Origin of the sequence: Mesorhizobium sp. CC13 (assembly GCF_039907765.1) — a bacterium.
GTDB lineage: Bacteria > Pseudomonadota > Alphaproteobacteria > Rhizobiales > Rhizobiaceae > Aminobacter.
This window is the reverse complement of the sequence record NZ_JARDJI010000005.1, coordinates 196253-220913: the sequence shown is the minus strand read 5'-3', so window position 1 is coordinate 220913 and position 24661 is coordinate 196253. Positions and strand designations below refer to the sequence as shown.

25 protein-coding genes and 4 tRNA genes are annotated in these 24661 nt (G+C 63.8%); 20 read left to right on the top strand and 9 right to left on the bottom strand.

Translation table 11 applies throughout. The features are described from left to right. Positions 1–80 precede the first annotated feature (80 nt). The gene (locus PV773_RS10395) at positions 81–419 is read left to right on the top strand and encodes a hypothetical protein (RefSeq protein WP_347966261.1); all 339 of its coding nucleotides are present in this window, start codon (positions 81–83) and stop codon (positions 417–419) included. A gap of 226 nt (positions 420–645) precedes the next feature. Then, entirely contained in the window at positions 646–1293 is a 648-nt protein-coding gene (locus PV773_RS10390) for an OmpA family protein (protein ID WP_347966260.1), read from the top strand. A gap of 70 nt (positions 1294–1363) precedes the next feature. Here the strand turns inward: PV773_RS10390 and PV773_RS10385 are convergent, their stop codons facing one another. The 4 genes from PV773_RS10385 to PV773_RS10370 all read right to left on the bottom strand — a co-directional run bounded on the left by PV773_RS10385 (position 1364) and on the right by PV773_RS10370 (position 4650). Beyond that, positions 1364–2902, bottom strand: coding sequence for a DEAD/DEAH box helicase (locus PV773_RS10385; protein WP_347966259.1), 1539 nt, complete (start codon positions 2900–2902; stop codon positions 1364–1366). Between the two features lie 168 nt (positions 2903–3070). Then, a complete protein-coding gene (locus PV773_RS10380; RefSeq protein ID WP_347966258.1) occupies positions 3071–3844 on the bottom strand; it encodes an NAD kinase in 774 nt (257 codons plus the stop codon). Positions 3845–3928: 84 nt separating this feature from the next. Continuing rightward, positions 3929–4345 carry a hypothetical protein gene (locus tag PV773_RS10375; RefSeq protein ID WP_347966257.1) on the bottom strand — a complete coding sequence of 139 codons (417 nt, stop codon included), beginning with the start codon at positions 4343–4345 and terminating at the stop codon, positions 3929–3931. Positions 4346–4482: 137 nt separating this feature from the next. Then, positions 4483–4650 carry a hypothetical protein gene (locus tag PV773_RS10370; RefSeq protein WP_347966256.1) on the bottom strand — a complete coding sequence of 56 codons (168 nt, stop codon included), beginning with the start codon at positions 4648–4650 and terminating at the stop codon, positions 4483–4485. Between the two features lie 154 nt (positions 4651–4804). On the opposite strand from PV773_RS10370, the gene PV773_RS10365 reads away from it, so the two are divergent. Then, positions 4805–4880, top strand: a tRNA-Thr gene (locus tag PV773_RS10365). A gap of 46 nt (positions 4881–4926) precedes the next feature. On the opposite strand, the gene PV773_RS10360 is transcribed toward PV773_RS10365, so the two are convergent. Next, positions 4927–5901, bottom strand: coding sequence for a glycosyl transferase family 90 (locus PV773_RS10360; protein ID WP_347966255.1), 975 nt, complete (start codon positions 5899–5901; stop codon positions 4927–4929). 38 nt (positions 5902–5939) lie between these two features. Further along, positions 5940–6428, bottom strand: coding sequence for a YbaK/EbsC family protein (locus PV773_RS10355; protein WP_347966254.1), 489 nt, complete (start codon positions 6426–6428; stop codon positions 5940–5942). A gap of 202 nt (positions 6429–6630) precedes the next feature. Here PV773_RS10355 and PV773_RS10350 point away from each other — a divergent pair, with 202 nt between their 5' ends. After that, positions 6631–6948, top strand: a complete 318-nt coding sequence (locus tag PV773_RS10350; RefSeq protein WP_347966253.1) for a BA14K family protein — start codon at positions 6631–6633, stop codon at positions 6946–6948. Positions 6949–7001: 53 nt separating this feature from the next. Here the strand turns inward: PV773_RS10350 and bhcR are convergent, their stop codons facing one another. Then, positions 7002–7838, bottom strand: a complete 837-nt coding sequence (bhcR, locus tag PV773_RS10345) for an HTH-type transcriptional regulator BhcR (RefSeq protein ID WP_347966252.1) — start codon at positions 7836–7838, stop codon at positions 7002–7004. Positions 7839–8044: 206 nt separating this feature from the next. Here bhcR and gcl point away from each other — a divergent pair, with 206 nt between their 5' ends. Genes gcl through PV773_RS10330 form a run of 3 tightly spaced genes read left to right on the top strand, consistent with a single transcriptional unit; the run spans position 8045 to position 11579 of the window. Further along, positions 8045–9826 (top strand): glyoxylate carboligase, encoded by a 1782-nt coding sequence (gene gcl, locus PV773_RS10340; RefSeq protein WP_347966251.1) that lies wholly within the window; start codon positions 8045–8047, stop codon positions 9824–9826. Between the two features lie 15 nt (positions 9827–9841). After that, positions 9842–10639 (top strand): hydroxypyruvate isomerase, encoded by a 798-nt coding sequence (gene hyi, locus PV773_RS10335; RefSeq protein ID WP_347966250.1) that lies wholly within the window; start codon positions 9842–9844, stop codon positions 10637–10639. Between the two features lie 22 nt (positions 10640–10661). Further along, positions 10662–11579, top strand: a complete 918-nt coding sequence (locus PV773_RS10330; protein WP_347966249.1) for a 2-hydroxy-3-oxopropionate reductase — start codon at positions 10662–10664, stop codon at positions 11577–11579. Positions 11580–11691: 112 nt separating this feature from the next. Here the strand turns inward: PV773_RS10330 and PV773_RS10325 are convergent, their stop codons facing one another. Then, positions 11692–12567: a F510_1955 family glycosylhydrolase gene (locus PV773_RS10325; protein WP_347966248.1), complete on the bottom strand. Its 876-nt coding sequence runs from the start codon at positions 12565–12567 to the stop codon at positions 11692–11694. Positions 12568–12692: 125 nt separating this feature from the next. Next, a complete protein-coding gene (gene rlmB, locus PV773_RS10320; RefSeq protein ID WP_347966247.1) occupies positions 12693–13541 on the bottom strand; it encodes a 23S rRNA (guanosine(2251)-2'-O)-methyltransferase RlmB in 849 nt (282 codons plus the stop codon). A gap of 199 nt (positions 13542–13740) precedes the next feature. Here rlmB and PV773_RS10315 point away from each other — a divergent pair. The 13 genes from PV773_RS10315 (at position 13741) to rpoB (ending at position 24582) form a co-directional block, all read left to right on the top strand. Further along, a tRNA-Tyr gene (locus tag PV773_RS10315) sits at positions 13741–13825 on the top strand. Positions 13826–13853: 28 nt separating this feature from the next. Continuing rightward, positions 13854–13927, top strand: a tRNA-Gly gene (locus tag PV773_RS10310). A gap of 197 nt (positions 13928–14124) precedes the next feature. After that, positions 14125–15300 (top strand): elongation factor Tu, encoded by a 1176-nt coding sequence (tuf, locus tag PV773_RS10305; RefSeq protein WP_347966236.1) that lies wholly within the window; start codon positions 14125–14127, stop codon positions 15298–15300. Positions 15301–15411: 111 nt separating this feature from the next. After that, positions 15412–15891 carry a group II truncated hemoglobin gene (locus PV773_RS10300; protein ID WP_347966246.1) on the top strand — a complete coding sequence of 160 codons (480 nt, stop codon included), beginning with the start codon at positions 15412–15414 and terminating at the stop codon, positions 15889–15891. A gap of 93 nt (positions 15892–15984) precedes the next feature. After that, positions 15985–16278, top strand: a complete 294-nt coding sequence (locus PV773_RS10295) for a metal-dependent hydrolase (protein ID WP_347966245.1) — start codon at positions 15985–15987, stop codon at positions 16276–16278. 236 nt (positions 16279–16514) lie between these two features. Next, positions 16515–16590: transfer RNA gene (locus PV773_RS10290), tRNA-Trp, on the top strand. 305 nt (positions 16591–16895) lie between these two features. Then, positions 16896–17093 (top strand): preprotein translocase subunit SecE, encoded by a 198-nt coding sequence (gene secE, locus PV773_RS10285; RefSeq protein ID WP_340041857.1) that lies wholly within the window; start codon positions 16896–16898, stop codon positions 17091–17093. Between the two features lie 26 nt (positions 17094–17119). Further along, positions 17120–17647 (top strand): transcription termination/antitermination protein NusG, encoded by a 528-nt coding sequence (nusG, locus tag PV773_RS10280; RefSeq protein ID WP_340041855.1) that lies wholly within the window; start codon positions 17120–17122, stop codon positions 17645–17647. Between the two features lie 156 nt (positions 17648–17803). Further along, positions 17804–18232: a 50S ribosomal protein L11 gene (gene rplK, locus PV773_RS10275; protein ID WP_347966244.1), complete on the top strand. Its 429-nt coding sequence runs from the start codon at positions 17804–17806 to the stop codon at positions 18230–18232. 4 nt (positions 18233–18236) lie between these two features. Continuing rightward, positions 18237–18935: a 50S ribosomal protein L1 gene (gene rplA / locus PV773_RS10270; RefSeq protein ID WP_347966243.1), complete on the top strand. Its 699-nt coding sequence runs from the start codon at positions 18237–18239 to the stop codon at positions 18933–18935. Positions 18936–19298: 363 nt separating this feature from the next. Next, on the top strand, positions 19299–19817 hold the full coding sequence (gene rplJ, locus PV773_RS10265; RefSeq protein WP_340041848.1) for a 50S ribosomal protein L10: 519 nt from the start codon (positions 19299–19301) through the stop codon (positions 19815–19817). A gap of 54 nt (positions 19818–19871) precedes the next feature. Next, a complete protein-coding gene (rplL, locus tag PV773_RS10260; RefSeq protein ID WP_340041846.1) occupies positions 19872–20249 on the top strand; it encodes a 50S ribosomal protein L7/L12 in 378 nt (125 codons plus the stop codon). A 196-nt stretch (positions 20250–20445) separates the two neighbouring features. Then, positions 20446–24582, top strand: coding sequence for a DNA-directed RNA polymerase subunit beta (gene rpoB, locus PV773_RS10255; protein ID WP_347966242.1), 4137 nt, complete (start codon positions 20446–20448; stop codon positions 24580–24582). The last annotated feature ends 79 nt before the right edge of the window (positions 24583–24661 follow it).

Genomic DNA, 24661 nt, shown 5'->3' with positions numbered 1-24661 from the left:
GCCGGGAACATTCGCGGCAAGATTCCGTTAACCAGACGGGCGCAGGATTCGCTTGGGAGGTGATCTCGAGGGACACTGTCATGCGCCCGAGAAAACGCCTGCCGCGTGCGCGCTGCGCGTCTACCGCAGCCGCCGGTGTCCTCTTGTTGCTTGGCCGTTCTCCCGTGCTTGGGCATGAGGCACCCCAGGGGTGGACCTATCCCTTCGCCTGCTGCTCCGGCTACGACTGCCGGGAGGTGCCCAAGAAGGAGGTCAGCGAGCGACCTCAGGGTTATGTCATAGAAAGGACGGGCGAAGTGGTGGGCTACGGGGATCCGCGCATCCACGATTCTCCGGATGGTGAATATCACTGGTGCTCGGTGGCGGGCGCCGACGACACACGCACCATCTGCCTGTTCGTGCCGCCGAGGTCGTATTGACACGATTTGCGCGCACTGTGCCTGCTCTGTCGAGAACATCGAAGTGTCGGTGGGGAAGGGCGCTAGATCAAGGTTCAACCTTACAGTCGTTCGAAGGCGTGAAACTGTGAGATTGCGCGGCTTCAAGCCTCAGCCGTTCCGTTTTTCGCCGTATTTCATGCTACAAGGCCGAACAGGGCTTTGGGCGATGCGCGGAGCGCTCGCGAATACGGAGAGGGATTTTTCCATGAAGAAGACTGTCTTGTGCGTGCTGGTCGGCAGCATGCTTGTCGCCGCCTGCACGACCGATCCCTATACGGGCCAGCAGAAGGTCTCGAATGCCGCTGCCGGCGCCGGCATCGGAGCGCTGGCAGGCGCGGGCCTCGGCCTGCTCGCCGGCGGCAACGATCGCCGCAATGCCCTGATCGGGGCTGGTGTCGGCGCCCTGGCGGGCGGTCTCGCCGGCGGCTACATGGACCGGCAGGAAGCGGAGCTGCGTGCCCAGCTTCAGGGAACGGGCGTCAGCGTCACGCGCGCCGGCGACCAGATCATCCTGAACATGCCGTCGAACATCACCTTCAACACCGACCAGGACGCGGTCAAGGCGAACTTCTATCCGACCCTGAACTCGGTGGCGCTGGTGCTGAAGAAGTTCAACCAGACGACCGTGGACGTGTTCGGCCACACCGACTCGACGGGCGACGACAACTACAATTTCGAACTGTCGCAGCGCCGCGCGCTTTCGGTGGCGAACTACCTCAGCGCCCAGAACGTCGATTCGCGCCGCTTTGCCGTCACCGGCTTTGGCGAAACGCGGCCGATCGCTTCGAATGGCACGCCGGAAGGCCGCGCCCAGAATCGTCGCGTGGAGATCCAGCTTTCGCCGCTCACCTGAGCGGCGCACGCATTCTGAAAAAAGAAACGGCCCCGAATTTCGGGGCCGTTTCCTTTTGAAGTGAGCTTTTTCAGACGTTGGTCGCGATCAGCATGAAGGCCGGCATGTCGTCGCCGAAGCCGACGATGCGATCGTCCTCCTCGTCTTCGCGGCTGCGATTGCCTCGGCGGCTGCGGTCGTCCCGCCGCGGCTTGTCCTCGTGGTCGGGACGCGACTTGCGTTCGGCATTGCCGTTCCGGATCGCATCCTTGCGCGCCCGGCGCTCGTCGATATCGGAGACGACATTGTCGGCGACCGGCTCGACCTCGGCAGCCTGCTGGGCAGGCGCTTCCTCGCGCTGAGGCTTGCGGTCGCGCTCGCGGCCATGGCGTTCCTTGCCGCCGCGGCGCGAGTGGCCGCGGCCATGGCGCGGGGCCTCGTCGTCGCCTTCGCTCGCAACCACCGTCGAAAGGTCGCCGTCGTGCCATTCGATCTTCTGGCCGATCAGCTTCTCGATGGCGTCGACATATTTGGTATCGGAGCGGGTGGCGATGGTGAACGACTTGCCCGAGCGGCCGGCGCGGCCGGTGCGGCCGATGCGATGGACATAGTCCTCCGAATGGATCGGCACATCGTAGTTGAAGACGTGGCTGACGTCGGGAATGTCGAGGCCGCGGGCGGCGACGTCGGACGCCACCAGCAGCTGCAGCTTGCCGTCGCGGAAGTTGGACAGCATCGTCATGCGCGCCCGCTGATCCATGTCGCCATGCAGCGCGCCCGCATTGAAGTCGTGCTTGACCAGAGAGCGGAACAGCTCGGAAACGTCGACCTTGCGGTTGCAGAAGATGATCGCGTTCTTGATCTCGTCGCCCTCGGCGCGGATAAGGCGACGCAGCGTCTCGCGCTTGTCCCACGGCTTCGGCCCGGATTTGGCGAGCCGCTGGGTGACGGTCGATGCCGTCGTGGCCGCCTTCGCCACCTCGACGCGCACGGGCGCGTGCAGGAACTGCTCGGTGAGCTTGGTGATCTCCGGCGGCATGGTCGCCGAGAAGAACAGCGTCTGGCGGGTGAACGGGATCAGTTTGCAGATGCGCTCGATGTCGGGGATGAAGCCCATGTCGAGCATGCGGTCGGCTTCGTCGATGACAAGGATCTCGACGCCGGTGAGCAGGAGCTTGCCGCGCTCGAAATGGTCGAGCAGCCGGCCAGGCGTCGCGATCAGCACGTCGGCGCCGCGCTCGAGCTTCTTTTCCTGCTCGTCGAAGGACACGCCGCCGATCAGGAGAGCGATGTTGAGGCGGTGGTTCTTGCCGTATTTGACGAAGTTCTCCTCGACCTGCGCTGCGAGCTCGCGCGTCGGCTCGAGGATCAGCGTGCGCGGCATGCGGGCACGAGCGCGGCCCTTTTCGAGGCGCGTCAGCATCGGCAGCACGAAGGAGGCCGTCTTGCCGGTGCCGGTCTGGGCGATGCCTAGGACATCCTTGCCCTGCAGCGCATGCGGAATGGCGCCGGCCTGGATCGGCGTAGGCTGCGTATAGCCCGCGTCGGAAACTGCAGAAAGAACCTTCGGCGAAAGGCCGAGGTCTGCGAAGGTCAACGCTTCTGGAGCGGTCTGAGTGTCTTCGGACAAGTTTGTTGGCTGTCTTTGCTCGTTCATGGGCGCGGCAGTTTCGCCGCGACAGGCGCAAACCGCCTGCGATATGCCGCAACGCGATAGGCGTAAGTATGCGATTTGTCAACTCAAACTGGCACAATGGCGCGCAGTTGCAGCCATCTACTTGTTGGTGCTGCGATTATCTCAGTATCTGAACTGCTCGGCGAGGATGCGTTCGCTCCACGAATGCCCCGGATCGAACAGCAACGTTGCCGTGTGGTTCGTGGATTCCTGCACCTTGACCGAGACCACCGACTTCACCTCGGTATGGTCGGCCACCGCGTTCACGGGCCGCTTCCTTTCCTCGATGATGTCGAAGCGAACCACTGCCGTTTTGGGCAGCAGCGCGCCGCGCCAGCGACGCGGGCGGAACGGGCTGACGGGGGTGAGGGCAAGCAGCGGGGCGTCGAGCGGCAGGATCGGGCCGTGCGCCGAAAGATTGTAGGCGGTGGATCCGGCCGGTGTTGCCACCATCACGCCGTCGCAGATCAATTCCTCGAGCCGTACCTTGTCGTCGACCGTGATGCGCAGGCGGGCGGCCTGGTAGGATTGGCGGAGCAGCGAGACCTCGTTGATGGCGAGCGCCTGCATCGTGGCGCCTGTGTCGTCGACGGCCTCCATCTCGAGCGGACGGATGGTCTCGGCGACCGCCGCTGCCAGGCGTTCGGGGAGGGAGTCCTCGGAGTATTCGTTCATCAGGAAGCCGACGGTGCCGCGGTTCATGCCATAGACGCGCTTGCCCGTGCTCATTGTCTCGCGCAGCGTCTGCAGCAGGAAACCGTCGCCGCCGAGCGCCACGACGATGTCGGCATCCTCGGTGGGAATTTGGCCGTAGCGCCTGCTCAGCCGCTTGGCTGCGCCGTCGGCCTCGGGTGTGCCCGACGATGCGAACGAGAATGTCAGCGACTTGGCGTCCATAACTTTCCTGCCGGCGGTCCAGATGGCGGCCGCCGGCAACGGCGTAGCATGTGCCTCGACGTGAAGCAAAGGCCCGCCGGAGCTTCAGCCGCCGGCTGCGCGGATGATGCCGCACATGCCGTTGCGCACCACATCCTTGGTGGTCACCTGGCCCGGCTGGATGTTGAACACGGCATTGACCACGGTGCCGCCGCCCTGGCTCCGGGCAACCACGCGCAGCGTCTGCAGGCGGCCGCTGCCTGAGGTGTCCTGATAGGCGTCGATCGCCCCGAGTTCCTTGTTCACCTTGATGCCGGAAAATCCTTCGGCCGCCACGGCCTGGGCCAGGCGCTTCAGCGCGACGTCGGGCTTTAGCTTGGCAAACGACTGCGAGCTCTTGTAGCTCATCGCAGTCACCAGCGGCACGCCGCTGACCTTGAAGTTCTTCTCGCAGGTCTGGGCGCTGGCTGCCGTTGCTCCGGCAACAACGACGAGCGACGCAATCACGCATTGCCTCAGCATGTTCTCTCCGCTTGCTTGCTGGCGCCCCGCAGTCGAGGCAACTAGTCTCGCAAGGGCTAGACGGCCAAGCTATGCAAGTCCAGCGGGTGGTTGCTAATATTGCCACCAAACCGCGCGGCGGTCCGAAGTTATCTTTGTCATCCTGTTCCGAACAGGTGCCGCAGATAGAAGGCAAGCGCGATGAAGCCGGCGATGATGCCGATCCCGGTCCAGTCGATTCGCGCCTGGCGAACCTGCCGGTACAGCTTCAGCAGAAGCAGCCAGGCGACGACTGCCACCACGGCCAGGATCACGAATCTGATCATGCCTACCTCCCGCCGAGCCACACCCGGTCAAGGAGATGATGTAGGAACCGGTTGCGTCCGGTTTTAGTGGCCGGTGCGGTTGCGCCGGCCAATGGCTGTGGCCGCCGCGAAATGTTCTTTACTGCGCCGCGAAATATGCTAACCGGAGCGCGTTGCCCTTGTAGCTCAGCTGGTAGAGCAGCGGTTTTGTAAACCGAAGGTCGCGGGTTCGATCCCTGCCGGGGGCACCATTTCCCGCCGAGTTGATTTCCTCGCCTCCCGGCGTGTCCGTGCAGATCACCCGTTCCAGAGGGCGGCGATCCGGGGATCGGGGTCGATCTGGCCCGTCAGCGCGAAATATTTGTAGAGAACGAGCAGCGACAGAAGCTTTTCGCGCGGCGCGTCGGCGAACTGCGCCACGTAGGCGTTCGCGTTGCGGATGATCTCGCGCGCCTCCGCCGGATGCTTCTCGTAGTGCAGTATCTTGTCCTCGAGATCGGCGAAATCGTCGCGCAGTTGGACAAAATGCAGCCCGGCGACGAGGCGCCCTTCCATGAACCAGGTCTCGTAGACCGACAGCGGCATCAAGCACAGCGACTTGCTCGCCATGATCCACTTGAGGTTGGTGGCCACGTCGTTGCCTTCGATCGAGATGACGTAGCGGTACTTCAGCTGTTCGGCGGGCGACAGGAAAGGCTTGTTCGTGTGGTCGACGACTTTCCGCGTTGTCCGGCCGATGTCGCAGAGGGGGTGGTTGTGATAGCGCTGGACGAGCGCGACCCGTTTCGGGTTGCGCCCGCCGCCTCTCCACACGGCCATCGGCTTCTTGTCGTCGAAGTCGGTCCCGTCGTCGAAAAGCTGATAGTGCCGGAACTTGTTCAGCTTCATCACCACGGAGTTTTCGTTGGTGTCGGAGATGGGCCGGCTCTTGACGATCGAGGGCAGTTCGGGAACGTGGACGATGTCCCCGAAGAGATGCTCGATCCGCAAGTGGCGCGGGAAGTAGCGGGCATGCTCCTTGAGGTCGTAATAATACCTGCTCTTTGCCCTGGGGATGCCGGCAACCGTCGCTCCGTCGGCCGGCGTCTGATAGAGGCGCGACATCTTGTTGTAGTAGTTCAATCGCTCTGCGATCCGATCGGCTCCGTGGCTATCGATGCCCTCCAGTATGCGTTGCAGGTTCCGCCGGAACAGGGCTTGCGGTGCCATATCGCGCGCGACGTTGTGCGCATAGTAGTGGACACGCTGTACCGCTCGCTTGATGGCCGACATCGATGATCCAGTCGTCTTGCCGCTCGGATGCCCGGACACTATTCCGCCGCCTCGGCCCTGGCTGAGGCGTCCTGGCAGACGTCGCACCATTCGGCGCCGACCAGCTTGGCCAGGTGTTCGACGCCGATCCTGACGGCGGCATTGGTTGCACCGGCTGCAGGAACCACCTCCGCGTAGGCGCGCAGCGACACGTCGCAGTACACGGGCAGCGGCGAGGGCAGGCCGAACGGGCAGACGCCGCCGATCGGGTGGCTGGTGAGTTCCAGGACCTGGTCGGCCTCCAGCATGCGCGCCTTGCCGCCGAAGACCTCACGGAACTTGCGGTTGTCGATCCGCGCGTTTCCTCCTGCGACGACGAGCAGGACCTTGTCGCCCACGCGCAGGGAGATGGTCTTGGCGATCTGGCCAGTCTCGACGCCGTGCGCTTCGGCAGCCAGCGCGACCGTCGCCGAGCTCGTCGGCGTTTCGACGACTTCGATTTCGGGCGCGCGTTCGGCGAAGAAGGCTCTGACGGACTGAAGGCTCATGATCTTCCTGTCTCGGCACGTGCGTGAATTGTCACTGACTTCCGATGTTGACCGCGTGGAGTCAAGCGACGCGGCCGACAGTTGCCCACGATGCCACGGGCGGCAAGAATCTTGCTGGGCACATGAACCTTTTCTCCTCTGCCGGCGACTGATCGGCATGAGGCGAATGGATCGCCTTCCAGATCAACCAGAGGAGAGCGTCATGTCGTTCAAGAGCAAGATGATTTCGGGTCTTATCGCCGCCACCGTCACGGTCACCGGCCTGGCCGGTACCGTCCAGCAGTCGTCCGCCGGCAGCCTGACCAAGGCGGAGGCGGCAGCTCTTGCCGGCGTCGGTGGCTTCATCGCGGGAGCCATGATCGCCGGAAGCCGGCCTTCGGGACCCTATTACGATGCCTACTACCCGGCCGATCCGTACGATTCGCATGTCCAGCGCTGCTTTGCACGCTATCGCAGCTACGATCCGCGCACCGACACCTATGTCGGCTACGACGGCAGGCTTCGCTACTGCCGTCTCTAGGCGAACGAGGCTACGTAATGGGAGGAGTTCACGGAACTCCTCCCAGTGTCATTTCAGCCCGCTGCCTGCTGGCTTTCGTCCTGGCCGCCGATCATGCGGGTCAGCTCGGCGGCCGCCTCGCGCACCAGCGGGCCGATCTCCCTAACCTTTTCCGGCGTCACCCGAACCGTGGGACCGGAGACGGAGACGCCGCCGATCGGCTCGCCGAACTCGTTGAACACGGGGGCCGCCACGCAGCGCATGCCGGGATAGCGTTCCTCGTCATCCACCGACCAGCCGCGCGCCCGGATCTGCTCGAGGTCACGGGCGAGGGCGGCCGCTTCCGACAGCGTCTTCTCGGTATAGGCGGCAAGTCCGGCCTTGCGCACGATGGCATTGACGCGGTCGCGGTCGAGATGGGCGAGCACGGCCTTGCCGATGCCCGAGGCGTGGAAGGGGCTGCGCGTGCCGGGCCGGAAGAAGGCCCGGATCGCCTGGTGCGTCTCGACCTGGCTCACGAACACGACGCAATCGTCCTCGGCGACACCGAGATTGGCCGTTTCCCCGGTCCTTTCCATCAGCTCCTGCATGACGATGCGGGCCCGGTCGACCAGCTTGCGCCGGCGCAGGAAGGCAGAGCCCATCCGATAGGTCTCGACCCCGATGGACCAGAGCTGTTCGCTGCTGTCGAACTCGACCATGCCGTGGTTCTGCAGGGTCGTGAGCATGCGATAGGCGGTCGAGGCCGCAAGCTCGGAAGCAGCCGAGATTTCGCTGAGGGACAGCCCGTCACCATTTGCAACTATGGCGAGGATGCGCAGCGCCCGGTCGAGCGACTGCACCGAACCGGCATCGGGCGAGGGCTGGAATGCGCGCGGTCTGCCGCGCTGACGCTTTTCGACGGTTGCCAATCTCGCTCTCCAGTCGCGGAAATGTTCTAAAAAACTTTTCCATCAAAATTGGAAATGACGCAACGAAAAATGAAAACGGCAGGAAAATCAACGCATAGAACCTAAATTGCAATAATGAAAAAATATTCTGAAAAAATTGCAAAATGGGCGATGCGGTGACACCATCCGGTCACGTTGAAATTTCACGACCGATGGAGGTGTGCAAAATGGCTAGGATGCGCGCAGTCGACGCAGCAGTCCTCGTTCTGGAGAAGGAAGGCATTTCCTGTGCCTTCGGCGTTCCGGGTGCGGCGATCAATCCGCTTTATTCCGCGCTCAAGGCGCGCGGTTCCATCCGCCATGTGCTTGCCCGTCACGTCGAGGGCGCATCCCACATGGCCGAGGGTTACACCCGCACCAAGGCCGGCAATATCGGCCTCTGCATCGGCACGTCGGGACCGGCGGGCACCGACATGATCACCGGCCTCTATTCGGCTTCTGCCGACTCCATTCCGATCCTCTGCATCACCGGCCAGGCGCCGCGCGCGCGGCTGAACAAGGAGGATTTCCAGGCCGTCGACATCGCAGCGATCGCTGGACCGGTCACCAAGTGGGCGGTCACCGTCATGGAGCCTTACCTGGTTCCGATGGCCCTGCAGAAGGCATTCCATCTGATGCGTTCGGGCCGTCCGGGCCCGGTTCTGGTCGATCTGCCTGTCGACGTTCAGCTGGCCGAGATCGAGTTCGACATCGACGCCTACGAGCCGCTCGCGGTCCACAAGCCGGCGATGACGCGCGCCCAGGCCGAAAAGGCGCTGTCGATGCTCAACGAGGCGGAGAAGCCGCTGATCGTTGCCGGTGGCGGCATCATCAATGCCGATGCGTCGGATCTGCTGATCGAGTTCGCCGAGATCACCGGCGTCCCGGTCATCCCGACGCTGATGGGCTGGGGCTCGATCCCCGACGACCATCGCCTGATGGCCGGCATGTGCGGCCTGCAGACCTCGCATCGCTACGGCAACGCCACGATGCTGGCTTCGGATTTCGTTCTGGGCATCGGCAATCGCTGGGCCAACCGCCACACCGGTTCGGTCGACAAGTACACGGCCGGCCGCAAGTTCATCCACATCGACATCGAGCCGACCCAGATCGGCCGTGTCTTTGCGCCTGACCTCGGCGTGACGTCGGATGCCGGCGCTGCCCTGAAGATGCTGCTCGACGTCGCCACCGAGTGGAAGACGGCTGGCAAGCTGCGCGACTGGTCGGCTTGGGCCAAGGAGTGCCAGGGCCGCAAGAAGACCATGAAGCGCAAGACCCACTTCGAGCAGGTGCCGCTCAAGCCGCAGCGCGTCTACGAGGAAATGAACAAGGCTTTCGGCCGCGACACCACCTATGTCACCACCATCGGTCTGTCGCAGATCGCGGGCGCGCAGTTCCTGCACGTCTACAAGCCGCGCAACTGGATCAACTGCGGCCAGGCCGGCCCGCTCGGCTGGACACTGCCGGCAGCGCTCGGCGTTCGCGCCGCCGATCCTGAGCGCGATATCGTCGCGCTGTCGGGCGACTATGACTTCCAGTTCATGATCGAGGAACTGGCCGTCGGCGCCCAGCACAAGCTGCCCTACATCCACGTCGTCGTGAACAACGCCTATCTCGGCCTGATACGCCAGGCGCAGCGCGGCTTCTCGATGGACTACGAGGTCAGCCTCGCCTTCGAGAACATCAATCGGCCGGAGGGCGCCGAGACCGGCTATGGTGTCGACCACGTCGCGGTCGCAGAGGCCATGGGCTGCAAGGCCATCCGCGTCCGCAAGCCGGAGGAGTTCGCCGATGCCTTCGCCGAGGCCAAGCGTCTCACCAAGGAGCACCAGGTGCCGGTCGTCCTCGAGTTCATCCTCGAGCGGGTCACCAACATCTCCATGGGCGTCGAGATCGACAATGTCGTCGAGTTCGAGGAACTTGCCGAGACCAACGCCGACGCGCCCACCGCGATCATGCTGCTCGACTGATTTGAGGGAAGAAAGATGCCCAAGTTTTCAGCCAACCTGTCGATGCTCTTCGGCGAGCACGACTTCCTCGACCGCTTCGATGCCGCGGCTAGCGCCGGTTTCTCCGCGGTCGAGTACATCGCCCCTTACGACCACGCGCCCGACGTCGTGGCCGCGCGGCTCAAGAAGAACGGCCTGACCCAGGCGCTGTTCAACCTGCCGCCCGGAGACTGGGCGGCAGGCGAGCGCGGCATCGCCGTGCTGCCTGACCGTATCCACGAGTTCCGCCAGGGCGTCGACAAGGCGATCGCCTACGCACAGGCCCTTGGCTGCACGCAGGTGAACTGCCTTGCCGGCATCGCGCCTCAGGGCGTCGATCGCGAGGCGCTCGAAAACGTCTTCGTCGAGAACCTGCGCTTCGCCGCCGAGAAACTGAAGGCCGCCGGCATCCGCCTGCTGATCGAGCCTATCAACACGCGCGACATCCCGGGCTTCTTCCTGACCAACACGAAGCAGGCGCTCGCGATCATCGAAAAGGTCGGCTCGGACAATCTCTACCTGCAGTACGACATCTACCACATGCAGGTCATGGAGGGGGATCTCGCCCGCACCATCGAGGCCAATCTTTCCCGCATCGCCCACATCCAGCTGGCCGACAATCCCGGCCGCCACGAGCCGGGTACCGGCGAGATCAACTACCCGTTCCTCTACGCGCACCTCGACCGCATCGGCTACGCCGGCTGGGTCGGCGCCGAATACAAGCCCGAGGCCGGCACGATCGAAGGGCTGGGATGGTTTTCGGGCTTCGCCCGCAAGGGCAGCGCTGCGGCCTGAACGAGATTTGAAGGACAAGGAAATGGAAAAGATCGGATTTGTCGGCCTTGGCATCATGGGCGCCCCGATGGCGGGGCATCTGCTCGATGCCGGCTACGAAGTGTATGCCAGCGACCACCGCGGCGCGCTGCCCGAAGCGCTGGTCGCCAAGGGTCTGAAGAAGGTGACCGGACATGGCCCGCTCGCCGAAGTTGCGGACATCGTCATCACCATGGTTCCCGACACGCCGCAGGTGGCGGACGTGCTGTTCGGCGAAGACAGCATCGCGTCGGGTCTGTCCAAGGGCAAGCTCGTCATCGACATGAGCTCGATCTCGCCGATCGAGACCAAGGAGTTCGCCAGAAAGATCAACGAGCTCGGCTGCGAGTATCTCGATGCGCCGGTCTCCGGCGGCGAGGTCGGCGCCAAGGCGGCGTCGCTCACCATCATGGTCGGCGGCACCGAGAAGGCCTTCGAGCGCGCCAAGCCTGTGTTCGAGAAGATGGGCAAGAACATCACGCTCGTCGGTCCCAACGGCGTCGGCCAGACCACCAAGGTGGCAAACCAGATCGTCGTGGCGCTCACCATCGAGGCGGTGGCCGAGGCGCTGGTCTTCGCTTCCAAGGCGGGTGCCGATCCGGCCAAGGTGCGCCAGGCGCTGATGGGCGGTCTCGCTGCCTCGCGCATCCTCGAAGTGCACGGCGATCGCATGGTCAAGCGCACCTTCGCGCCCGGCTTCCGCATCGAGCTGCACCAGAAGGACCTCAACCTCGCGCTGCAGGGCGCCAAGGCGCTCGGCGTCTCGCTGCCCAACACCTCGATGACGCAGGAACTCTTCAATTCCTGCGCCGCGAACGGCGGGGCTAAAGAGGATCATTCCGCCCTGGTGCGCGCACTCGAGCGCATGGCCAATTTCGAAGTCGGCGGCTCGGCCGAGACTGCCAAGAACGAAGCGGCATAGGCAGGGACGGCCGCGGTGCAAGTTCCCAACACCGCGGCCTTCTCATCACTATCGAAGAACGGGCTCCTGCGGCGCCGCAGGAGCCCGTTCGGCGTTTGCCGCTTGCGGCGCATCATTCCTTGCCGAGCGCCTTCCAGCTCGCACCCGCGTCGGCGCTAACGACGATCGCCTTTCCGCCGGTGATGGCGACGAGGCGGTCCTTGTTCTTGTGGTCGGCGGCGAGGTGGAGGATGTAGCCCGCGGCGTCGGGACCTTGGCCGATCGTCTCGAAGTTCGGAGCCGCCTCCGTCGCGCGCAGCACGCCACGCCCCGGCGCAAAGGCGTAGATCGTGCCGTCGGTCGTAAGGTCAACGGTCGTCACCGGAACGTCGGAGATCAGCGCCTGCCAGCTCTTGGCGCCGTCGCGGCTGACCATCAGGCCGGTTTCGGTCCCGGCGTAGACCGTCTCGGGATCTGTGGGCGAGATGGCGAGATCGATCAGGCCGCCCGGCGCGGCTCCTGTCACCGTCCACGTCGCGCCGCCGTCGCGGCTCGTCTGCATGTTGCCATAGGAGCCGTAGAAGACGCTGGCGTCCGTCGGGCTGACGGCGAGCTGGTGGAAGTCCACCGGCCCCTCGGCGCCGGGCGAAACCTGCGTCCATGTCTTGCCCGAATCCGTCGACTTGATGAATCCGAGATTGCCGCCGGTCCGTGGATGGCCGCTGGCGAAGAGCACCGTGGCATCGGTCGGATGCGGGCTGAAGCCCATGAAGTCGTCCTGGAGGTCCGAGACCGGCGTGACGGTGCCATCCGGCGCCGCCCGCATCAGCCCGTGGTGCGTCGCGACCAGCACGCTCGACGGATCGGCGCGGTCGAACGACAGGCCGTGGATATGCGTGCTTCCGGCAAGATCGGCGACGCTGGCGCTCTGGGCCAGGCCCGGTGCGGCTGCGCCCAGCGCCAGGAGGAGGCCGGAAAGCAGGGTAACGATGGTGGGGCGATGCGCCATGAAGAAGTCTCCTTTGCGGCGCGGGAGAGTACCGCTTCCAGCGGGCGGAAGGTCAAGGCGCGCGGAAAGGGCTCGACGAGTCGGTTCGCCGCGGAGCGGTGATTGTTGTGGACGGGGCGTGAGCGTCAGCGCAGCCAGAGCCGTGCCGCGTAGAGCGAAACCGCCGCCGCGTTCGACACGTTGAGCGAGCGGATGGCGCCGGGCATGTCGAGGCGGGCGAGGGAGGTAACCGTCTCGCGCGTCTTCTGGCGCAGGCCCTTGCCTTCCGCGCCGAGCACCAGCGCCACCTTCTTCGAGGCAAAGGTCTTCTCGAGCTCCGCCGGCCCTTCCGAATCGAGGCCGATGGTCTGGAACCCGGCCTCGTGCAGCTCGCCGAGGGCTTCTGCGAGGTTGCGCACCTCGATCAGGTCGATGTGTTCAAGCGCGCCGGATGCGGACTTGGCGAGCACGCCGGTCTCGTGCGGGCTGTGGCGCGACGTCGTGATCAGCGCGCCGGCGCCGAAGGCGACCGCCGAGCGCATGATGGCGCCGACATTGTGCGGGTCGGTCACCTGGTCGAGCACCAGCACCAGTGGCGATTCGCCGAGCGCCGACAGCGCCTTGGGCTTCAGCGGCTCGGCCTCGACCAGCACGCCCTGGTGCACGGCTTCCGAGCCGGTGATCTTGTCGATGTCCTTGGGCTCGACCAGCTCGGCCGCGAAGGGCAGGGCCGCGAGGTCGGCGATCTCGAGCCTTTCGGCGGCATTGCGCGTGACCAGCATCCTGCTGATCTTGCGGCGCGGATTGTCGAGCGCCGCGCGCACCGTGTGCAGCCCATAGAGCCGCACCAGGCCGTCTTCGGCATGTTCGCCCGGCGCTACGTGGCGCTTCGGCCGGAAGGCCGGCGCGCCGCCTGCTTTCTGGTCGCGAAAGGTGCGCCGCAGCTTGGCGTAGTGGCTGTCTTTCGGTGTTCCGGGCTTTTTCGTATCGGTCATAGGCACGCTATAGCGGGCGTGCAGGGCTTTGGATACGGCCCGTTGGCCGGTGCTCCGAATATTGTGCGTGAAAACGCGAGCTGCGCGGTTGACAGGCCAAATCCTTGTCGCCATAAGGCCCACGCAGATTTCGGGGCAGGGTGCTTCGCCCGAAACCGGGATCGGTGAAATGCCTCGTTGCATGGCTCCGGCTGCAGTTGGAGAGGTGCCCGAGTGGTTAAAGGGGACGGACTGTAAATCCGTTGGCTTTGCCTACGTTGGTTCGAATCCAACCCTCTCCACCACTGCCGGCCCGAGAGCCATGATTGTGACGCGGGTATAGCTCAATGGTAGAGCAGCAGCCTTCCAAGCTGAATACGCGGGTTCGATTCCCGCTACCCGCTCCAGGCATCCGCCCTGGGCAGGGATGCCTTTCAATTACATCCGCTTGTCCCTATATGTGCATCCTGCACTGAAAGAGCACCGCCGCTTTTGGCCCCTGGATGACCCGCCAGGCCAAAAGGCGCTTGTCTTTTTCGGGCATTCTCGCTAATCGCCCCGCATCCGACCGGAACCAAGGTCCCGATGCCCAAGGAAAGAGACAATGGCAAAAGGTAAATTCGAGCGTACGAAGCCTCATGTGAACATTGGCACGATTGGTCACGTCGACCACGGCAAGACGTCGCTGACGGCGGCGATCACGAAGTATTTCGGCGAGTTCAAGGCCTACGACCAGATCGACGCGGCACCTGAAGAGAAGGCGCGCGGCATCACGATCTCGACGGCGCACGTCGAATACGAGACGGCAGCCCGCCACTATGCGCACGTCGACTGCCCCGGCCACGCCGACTACGTCAAGAACATGATCACCGGTGCGGCCCAGATGGACGGCGCGATCCTGGTGGTTTCGGCCGCCGACGGCCCGATGCCGCAGACCCGCGAGCACATCCTGCTCGCCCGCCAGGTCGGCGTTCCGGCGCTGGTGGTGTTCCTCAACAAGGTCGACCTGGTCGACGACGCCGAGCTGCTCGAGCTGGTCGAGCTCGAGGTACGCGAGCTTTTGTCGAAGTACGAGTTCCCCGGCGACGACATCCCGATGATCAAGGGTTCGGCCGTTGCCGCGCTCAACGATTCGGACAAGAAGATCGGCGAGGACGCGGTGCGCGAGCTGATGGCCGCCGTCGACGCCTACATCCCGACGCCTGAGCGTCCGATCGACAAGCCGTTCCTGATGCCGATCGAGGACGTGTTCTCGATCTCGGGCCGCGGCACGGTGGTGACCGGTCGCGTCGAGCGCGGCATCGTCAAGGTCGGCGAGGAACTCGAGATCGTCGGCATCCGTCCGACGGCGAAGACGACCTGCACGGGCGTCGAGATGTTCCGCAAGCTGCTCGACCAGGGCCAGGCCGGCGACAACATCGGCGCGCTGCTGCGCGGCGTCGACCGTGAAGGCGTCGAGCGCGGCCAGGTCCTGGCCAAGCCGGGTTCGGTGAAGCCGCACAAGAAGTTCAAGGCCGAGGCCTACATCCTGACCAAGGAAGAGGGTGGCCGTCACACGCCGTTCTTCACCAACTACCGTCCGCAGTTCTATTTCCGCACGACGGACGTGACCGGCATCGTGACGCTGCCGGAAGGCACCGAGATGGTGATGCCGGGCGACAACATCACGGTCGACGTCGAACTGATCGTGCCGATCGCCATGGAAGAGAAGCTCCGCTTCGCCATCCGTGAAGGCGGCCGCACCGTCGGCGCCGGCATCGTCGCTTCGATCGTCGAGTAATCGACGCTACGTGTAGCGCATCAAGGGCGGCCTTCGGGCCGCCCTTTTTGTTTGTGCCCAGGACCGACGCCCCCCATATCCCATTGGTTCGAACATCGGTGGAGGCGGCGGATGAGCAGAGACGTTCCGAGCTTGTATGAATGGGCGGGTGGGGCCGATGCGCTGAACCGGTTGACGACCGTATTTTACGACAAGGTGCTCGTTGATCCGGTGCTCGAACCGGTGTTCCGCGACATGTCCGGCGACCATCCTGCCCATGTCGCCGCCTTCATCGGTGAGGTGTTCGGCGGGCCGAAGGACTACAGCGAGAAGCACGGCGGTCATCCCGCCATGATCAGCCATCATCTCGACAGGCACCTGACCGAGGCACAGCGCCGGCGCTGGATCGCCTTGCTGCTCGACGCTGCCGACGAAGTGAAATTGCCTGGCGACCCCGAGTTCCGTTCGGCCTTTGTCGCCTATCTGGAATGGGGGACCCGCTTGGCCAAGCTGAATTCCCAGGATGGTGCAGAACCGGATCTTCATGAGCCGATGCCTCGATGGGGCTGGGGCATACCCGGCGGCCCGTATGTGCCGCCGACCAAGACCTGACAGTTCGAGGGGCGCAACGGCGCTCCTCGCTCCGCCGCTCCCAACGCTGCCGCAATGTCGGGGCGTGATGGGCCACGGATGAAGGGGGACGCCATGCTGATCGCGCATCTGCCGGCAGGCTACATCATCGGATCGCTTGCCCGGCAGAAGCTGCCGCAGGCGGGCGCCCTGATGCTGGCGGCGATGGTCGGCAGCGTGGCACCCGATTTCGACATTGCGTGGTTCTTGTTCGTCGACAATGGCAGCGTCCACCATCGCGACTACCCGACGCACTGGCCGCTGTTCTGGGCTTTGGTCGCGGCCGTCGTCGTGCCGCTCATGCGCTGTCGGCGCCGCGATGGAAGGCTGCGGCAACAGTCTTCTTCCTTGCCGTTCTGTCCCACATGATTCTCGATTCAGTGACGGCGCCGTTGCATGGGCTGATGCCGTTCGACGGGCGGGCGGTGGAACTCGTACCCGTCCGGGCACACAAGGCACATGGGCGGGCAGGGGCAGGGCCCGCACCGCCGCCGCAGCGCAGCCTTGCCCAGTGAATGTTCGCAACATGCCGCAAAGCGCTCTTTACAGACGCCGTGGAAATCCTTAGGAAGCCGGTGCTGCGCAATTGATGCGCGGCGCAATGCACGGGCATAGCTCAGTTGGTAGAGCGGCGGTCTCCAAAACCGCAGGTCGTAGGTTCGAGCCCTGCTGCCCGTGCCAGTCTTGCCAGAATTCGCTGGTTCAGGCATAAGAGACTTTCTATAGCTGGGACGGGACGACTGGATGGTCCCGATGCAGCGTTCAATCGTAGAGGAGATTCCTGCCACTTGCGTGGAGAGAGAATCGTCTCTATGTAGGCGAAACAGACACGCGGCGCGTGGGGCTGGGAATCCGGCTTTACGCGCCCGATATGCATGGGCGAAATGTTTGCGCCGATTCGGCGCGAAAATCTCGGTCCTGTTACATCTCCCGGTCACGGGATCATCCAGAAGTCCGGTTTACGGACGTTGAAAGCAGAGCGGCTCATGGCGAAAACCAACCCCTTCACCTTCCTGCAGCAGGTGAGGTCGGAAACGGCGAAGGTTACTTGGCCCTCGCGGCGCGAGACGATGATCTCCACGGTCATGGTGCTCGGCTTCGCCGCTGTAGCGATGATCTTCTTCTTTGCCGCGGACCAGCTGATGGCGTTCGCCGTCGAGCAGCTCCTGGGCATGGGTCGCTAAGACCGCGAATACGGAGAACTTCTGAGATGACTGCGCGCTGGTATATCGTCCACGCTTACTCGAACTTCGAAAAGAAGGTCGCCGAGGACATCGAGCACAAGGCCAAGCAGAAGGGCCTGAGCGACCAGATCGAGCAGATCGTGGTGCCGACCGAGAAGGTCGTCGAAGTCCGTCGCGGCCGCAAGGTCGATGCCGAGCGCAAGTTCTTCCCGGGCTACGTGCTGCTCAAGGCCAATCTGACCGACGCGGTGTTCTCGCTTGTGAAGAACACGCCGAAGGTGACTGGTTTCCTTGGTGATTCCAAGCCTGTGCCGATCACTGAGAGTGAGGCGCAGCGGATCCTGAACCAGGTTCAGGAAGGCGTCGAGCGTCCGAAGCCGTCGGTCACCTTCGAGATCGGCGAGCAGGTGCGCGTTTCCGACGGCCCGTTCGCCTCGTTCAACGGCTTCGTCCAGGAAGTGGACGAGGAGAGGGCCCGCCTCAAGGTGGAAGTTTCGATCTTCGGGCGTGCTGTGCCCGTCGATCTCGAATTCGGTCAGGTCGAGAAGGGCTGATCGAAATGTCCGTCGCCTCCTGAGGTGGCGGGCGGCGTCGGGCGCATGCCTGGCGCAAGCATGGTGGGAGAGGAAGCGGCTTAGCCGGTCGCCCAAATCGCACCACCGAACTGCAACCGCCGGAAAGGTCCGGCATGAAACAAAGGCAGGAATGAGATGGCTAAGAAAGTAGCAGGCCAGCTCAAGCTCCAGGTTGCCGCGGGTTCTGCGACTCCGTCGCCCCCGATCGGCCCGGCGCTTGGTCAGCGCGGCATCAACATCATGGAATTCTGCAAGGCGTTCAACGCGCAGACCCAGGAACTCGAGAAGGGATCGCCGATCCCGGTCGTGATCACCTATTACCAGGACAAGTCGTTCACCTTCGTCATGAAGACGCCGCCGGTGAGCTACTTCCTGAAGAAGGCCGCCAACCTGAAGTCGGGCTCGAAGGAGCCGGGCAAGGTCAAGGCTGGCCAGATCAGCCGCGATAAGGTTCGCGAAATCGCCCAGGCCAAGATGAAGGACCTGAACGCCAACGACGTCGAAGCGGCCATCAAGATGGTCGAGGGCTCCGCCCGTTCGATGGGCCTGGAAGTGGTGGGCTGAGATCATGGCTAAGATTGCAAAGCGTGTTGCCAAGTCCCGCGAGGGCATCGATCCGAACAAGGCCTACGGCCTGTCCGAGGCGCTCGAGCTGCTGAAGGCTCGTTCGACCGTCAAGTTCGACGAGACCGTCGAGGTCGCCATGAACCTCGGCGTCGACCCGCGCCATGCCGACCAGATGGTCCGCGGCGTGGTCAACCTGCCGAACGGCACGGGTCGTACCGTGCGCGTCGCCGTGTTCGCCAAGGATGCCAAGGCTGACGAAGCCCGCGCAGCCGGCGCCGACATCGTCGGTGCGGAGGACCTGGTCGAGATCGTCCAGAAGGGCGAGATCAACTTCGATCGCTGCATCGCCACCCCCGACATGATGCCGCTGGTCGGCCGTCTCGGTAAGGTGCTCGGCCCGCGTGGCATGATGCCGAACCCGAAGGTCGGCACGGTGACCACCGACGTCGCGGCCGCGGTCAAGGCTTCGAAGGGCGGCGCCGTCGAGTTCCGCGTCGAGAAGGCCGGCATCATCCACGCCGGCGTCGGCAAGGTCTCGTTCGACGTCAAGGCGCTGGAAGAGAACGTCCGCGCCTTCACCGACGCGGTCAACAAGGCCAAGCCCTCGGGCGCCAAGGGCGTGTTCGTCAAGAAGGTGTCGGTCACCTCGACGATGGGCCCGGGCCTCAAGCTCGACCTCACGACGCTCGCTGCGTCCTGATAAGTTGAATTTGGATCGGTCGCCAACGACCTGATCCAGAAAAGAATTCCGGGCCTCCGGGCCCGGATGTCGGAAGTTGGAGACAGCTTCCGAAATCCTGTCCGAGATTGCAGGCGGTCCAAGCGACCCTTGGTCCTTAATTCGAATGGGCCTGCATGAGACGGGTGAAGACCAGACAACGGAGCCGTCGGCTCCAATGAAAGGTTCGAACCGTGTTTGCCTTTTGCCAGCTGTCGCGGGCGAAAAGGGGACAGGATCCTCGAGCGCCGTTCGGGTGATCCGGAACTTCTGGATTGCTCGCCCGGCAAAAGGCAACCCGACCGCCAGCCCCGCAAATGGGAGGCGGTCAACTGGAGATAGGCAGTGGACAGAGCGGAAAAACGCGAACTCGTCACGGGCCTGAATGACGCGTTCTCGAACGCAGGTTCAGTCGTCGTGGCCCACTATGCCGGTATCACCGTCGCGCAGATGAACGATCTTCGTGTGAAGATGCGTCAGGCCGGCGGCACCGTCAAAGTCGCGAAGAACCGTCTCGCCAAAATCGCTCTTCAGGGCACGGAATCCGAAAGCATCATCGATCTGTTCAAGGGACAGACGCTGGTTGCCTATTCGGAGGATCCGATTGCAGCGCCGAAGGTCGCGTCCGACTTCGCCAAGACCAATGACAAGCTTGTCATTCTTGGTGGTTCGATGGGCAAGACCGCGCTCGACGCCGACGGTGTTAAGGCACTCGCCACACTGCCGTCGCTCGACGAGCTGCGTGCAAGGCTGGTTGGAATGATTTCCACGCCGGCAACCCGGATCGCCCAGGTCGTCAACGCGCCGGCAGGTCAGCTTGCCCGCGTCTTTGGCGCTTACGCCCGGAAGGACGAGGCGGCATGAGGCCGTTCCTCGCTATCATCAACACACGTTCGAACTGATTGAAGGAATAGTAAAATGGCTGATCTCGCAAAGATCGTTGACGACCTGTCGGCCCTGACCGTCCTCGAGGCGGCTGAGCTGTCGAAGCTGCTCGAAGAGAAGTGGGGCGTTTCCGCTGCTGCTCCGGTGGCTGTCGCCGCCGCTGCCGGCGGTGCGGCAGCTGCTGCTCCGGCTGAAGAGAAGACCGAATTCGACGTCATCCTGGCTGCTGCCGGCGACAAGAAGATCGAGGTCATCAAGGAAGTCCGCGCCATCACCGGTCTGGGCCTCAAGGAAGCCAAGGACCTCGTCGAAGGCGCTCCGAAGCCCGTCAAGGAAGGCGTCTCCAAGGCCGACGCCGAGAAGCTCAAGGCTCAGCTGGAAGCAGCTGGCGCCAAGATCGAGCTCAAGTAAGCACGGTTTCGGTGGGCGGCCTCGCGCCGCCCACCGGCTCCCGTGTTCGGGGGGTGAGAGGAAACCTATTTCCTGAGGGCCGGTTTGCGGCTTTCAGGAAACGGGTTTTCACCCGTTTTGGATAGGCCGCCGAGGCGGCTCGTATGCAAGGTGAGCAGTAGCGAAGCTCACCCCAAGAAGGCAGCAAGGAGCGACGATGGCCCAGACCCAGACTTTCAATGGCCGCAGACGCGTACGCAAGTTCTTCGGAAAGATCCCCGAAGTTGCGGAGATGCCGAACCTGATCGAGGTTCAGAAGGCATCCTATGACCAGTTCCTGATGGTGGACGAGCCCAAGGGCGGCCGTCCGGACGAAGGGCTGCAGGCCGTTTTCAAGTCGGTCTTCCCGATTTCCGATTTCTCCGGCGCGTCGATGCTGGAGTTCGTGAAGTATGAATTCGAGGCACCGAAGTTCGACGTCGACGAGTGCCGTCAGCGCGATCTCACCTTCGCCGCGCCGCTGAAGGTGACGCTGCGCCTGATCGTGTTCGATATCGACGAGGATACCGGTTCGAAGTCGATCAAGGACATCAAGGAGCAGGACGTCTACATGGGCGATATGCCGCTCATGACGTCGAACGGCACCTTCATCGTCAACGGCACCGAGCGCGTCATCGTCTCCCAGATGCACCGTTCGCCGGGCGTGTTCTTCGACCACGACAAGGGCAAGTCGCACTCGTCGGGCAAGCTGCTGTTTGCTGCCCGCGTCATCCCCTATCGCGGCTCCTGGCTCGACATCGAGTTCGATTCGAAGGACATCGTCCACGCCCGCATCGACCGCCGCCGCAAGATCCCGGTGTCGTCGCTGCTGATGGCGCTCGGCATGGACGGCGAAGAGATTCTGTCGACCTTCTACAACAAGATCACCTACAAGAAGTCGGGCGACCACTGGCGCATTCCGTTCTCGGTCGACCGGTTCCGCGGCCTGAAGGCGGTTGGCGACCTGGTTGACGCCGACACCGGCGAAATCGTCGTCGAGGCCGGCAAGAAGATCACCGCCCGTCAGGCCAAGCAGCTTGCCGAAAAGGGCCTCAAGGCCATCAAGGCGACCGAAGATGACCTCTTCGGCAGCTACCTCGCCGAGGACATCGTCAACTACGCAACCGGCGAGATCTATCTCGAGGCCGGCGACGAGATCGACGAGAAGACGCTGAAGGTGCTGCTGTCGGCCGGCGAGGAGGAGATCAACATCCTCGACATCGACCACATCAACGTCGGCGGCTACATCCGCAACACGCTGGCGGTCGACAAGAACGAGAGCCGTCAGGACGCGCTGTTCGACATCTACCGCGTCATGCGTCCGGGCGAGCCGCCCACGCTCGAAACGGCCGAGGCGATGTTCAACTCGCTGTTCTTCGACGCCGAGCGTTACGACCTTTCGGCCGTCGGTCGCGTCAAGATGAACATGCGTCTCGAACTCGACGCTGCGGACACCGTGCGCGTTCTGCGCAAGGACGACATCCTGGCCGTGGTCAGGACGCTGGTCGAGCTGCGCGACGGCAAGGGCGAGATCGACGACATCGACAACCTCGGCAACCGCCGCGTCCGCTCGGTCGGCGAGCTGATGGAAAATCAGTACCGCGTCGGCCTGCTCCGCATGGAGCGCGCGATCAAGGAGCGCATGTCCTCGATCGAGATCGACACGGTCATGCCGCAGGATCTGATCAACGCCAAGCCCGCGGCTGCCGCGGTGCGCGAGTTCTTCGGTTCCTCGCAGCTGTCGCAGTTCATGGACCAGACCAACCCGCTGTCGGAGATCACCCACAAGCGTCGTCTCTCGGCGCTTGGACCTGGCGGTCTGACCCGCGAGCGCGCCGGCTTCGAGGTCCGCGACGTTCACCCGACGCATTACGGCCGCATCTGCCCGATCGAGACGCCGGAAGGCCCGAACATCGGTCTGATCAACTCGCTGGCCACCTTCGCGCGCGTCAACAAGTACGGCTTCATCGAGAGCCCGTACCGCAAGATCGTGGACGGCAAGCTGACCAACGAAGTCGTCTATCTCTCGGCCATGGAAGAAGCCAAGCACTTCGTGGCCCAGGCCAACGCCGAACTCGACGCCAACGGTCACTTCGTCGACGAATTCGTCATTTGCCGTAACGCCGGCGAAGTGATGATGGCGCCGCGCGAAAACGTCGACCTGATGGACGTTTCGCCGAAGCAGATGGTATCGGTCGCAGCCGCGCTGATCCCGTTCCTGGAAAACGACGACGCCAACCGCGCTCTGATGGGCTCGAACATGCAGCGTCAGGCCGTGCCGCTGGTGCGCGCCGAGGCTCCGTTCGTCGGCACCGGCATGGAGCCGATCGTCGCCCGTGACTCGGGCGCTGCCATCGGCGCCCGCCGCGGCGGTATCGTCGACCAGGTCGACGCGACCCGTATCGTCATCCGTGCGACGGAAGATCTCGAAGCGGGCAAGTCCGGCGTCGACATCTACCGCCTGATGAAGTTCCAGCGCTCGAACCAGAACACCTGCATCAACCAGCGTCCGCTGGTGCGCATGGGCGATCGGGTCAACAAGGGCGACATCATCGCCGATGGTCCGTCGACCGATCTCGGCGATCTGGCCCTCGGCCGCAACGTGCTCGTCGCGTTCATGCCGTGGAACGGCTACAACTACGAGGACTCGATCCTGCTCTCCGAGCGTATCGTGGCCGACGACGTCTTCACCTCGATCCACATCGAGGAGTTCGAGGTCATGGCCCGCGACACCAAGCTCGGGCCGGAGGAAATCACGCGCGACATTCCGAACGTTTCGGAAGAAGCGCTGAAGAACCTCGACGAAGCCGGTATCGTCTACATCGGCGCGGAAGTGCAGCCGGGCGACATCCTGGTCGGCAAGATCACGCCGAAGGGCGAAAGCCCGATGACGCCGGAAGAGAAGCTTCTGCGCGCCATCTTCGGTGAAAAGGCGTCCGACGTCCGTGACACCTCCATGCGCATGCCGCCCGGAACCTACGGTACGGTCGTCGAAGTGCGCGTCTTCAACCGCCACGGCGTGGAGAAGGACGAGCGCGCCATGGCGATCGAGCGCGAGGAGATCGAGCGTCTCGCCAAGGACCGCGACGACGAACAGGCCATTCTCGACCGCAACGTCTACAGCCGCCTGAGCGACATGCTCATCGGCAAGGACGCGATTGCCGGACCGAAGGGCTTCAAGAAGGGCTCGACGCTCGCCAAGGAGACGCTGGACGACTATCCGCGTTCGCAGTGGTGGCAGTTCGCCGTCGAGGACGAGAAGATGCAGGGCGAGCTTGAAGCTCTGCGCGGCCAGTACGACGACTCCAAGAAGCAGCTCGAACAGCGCTTCATGGACAAGGTCGAGAAGGTGCAGCGCGGCGACGAGATGCCGCCCGGCGTCATGAAGATGGTCAAGGTCTTCGTCGCGGTGAAGCGCAAGATGCAGCCCGGCGACAAGATGGCCGGCCGTCACGGCAACAAGGGTGTCGTGTCGCGCATCGTTCCGGTCGAGGACATGCCGTTCCTCGAAGACGGCACGCATGCCGACATCGTGCTCAACCCGCTGGGCGTGCCGTCGCGAATGAACGTCGGTCAGATCCTCGAGACCCATCTCGGCTGGGCTTGCGCCGGCATGGGCCGAAAGATCGGTGAGCTCATCGAGGCGTACAAGCAGAGCGGCGACATCAAGCCGCTGCGCCAGACGATCGAGAGCATCATTCCCGACAACGACCGCAACGAGCCGGTCCGCGACTACGACGACGAGTCCATCGTTCGCCTCGGCGATCAGATGAAGCGCGGCGTCTCCATCGCGACCCCGGTGTTCGACGGTGCGCACGAGGCCAACATCAACGAGATGCTGACCCAGGCGGGCCTGCATACCTCGGGCCAGTCGCAGCTCTACGACGGACGCACGGGTGAGCCGTTCGACCGCAAGGTGACCATGGGCTACATCTACATGCTCAAGCTTCACCACCTGGTCGACGACAAGATCCACGCCCGTTCGATCGGCCCGTACTCGCTCGTCACCCAGCAGCCGCTGGGCGGTAAGGCGCAGTTCGGCGGTCAGCGCTTCGGCGAAATGGAGGTCTGGGCGCTCGAAGCCTACGGCGCGGCCTACACGCTGCAGGAGATGCTGACGGTGAAGTCGGACGACGTCGCCGGCCGCACCAAGGTCTACGAGGCGATCGTCCGTGGCGACGACACCTTCGAGGCCGGCATCCCGGAGAGCTTCAACGTTCTCGTCAAGGAAATGCGCTCGCTGGGCCTCAACGTCGAACTGGAGAACACCAAGGTCGACGAGACGCCGCACCGGTTGCCCGACGCGGCCGAGTAAGCACTAGAGGCGCGCCGCGGGTTTTGCCCGCGGCGTCGCCGCAGGACATGATCCCGAAGAGAGCTTCGGTTCGATCATG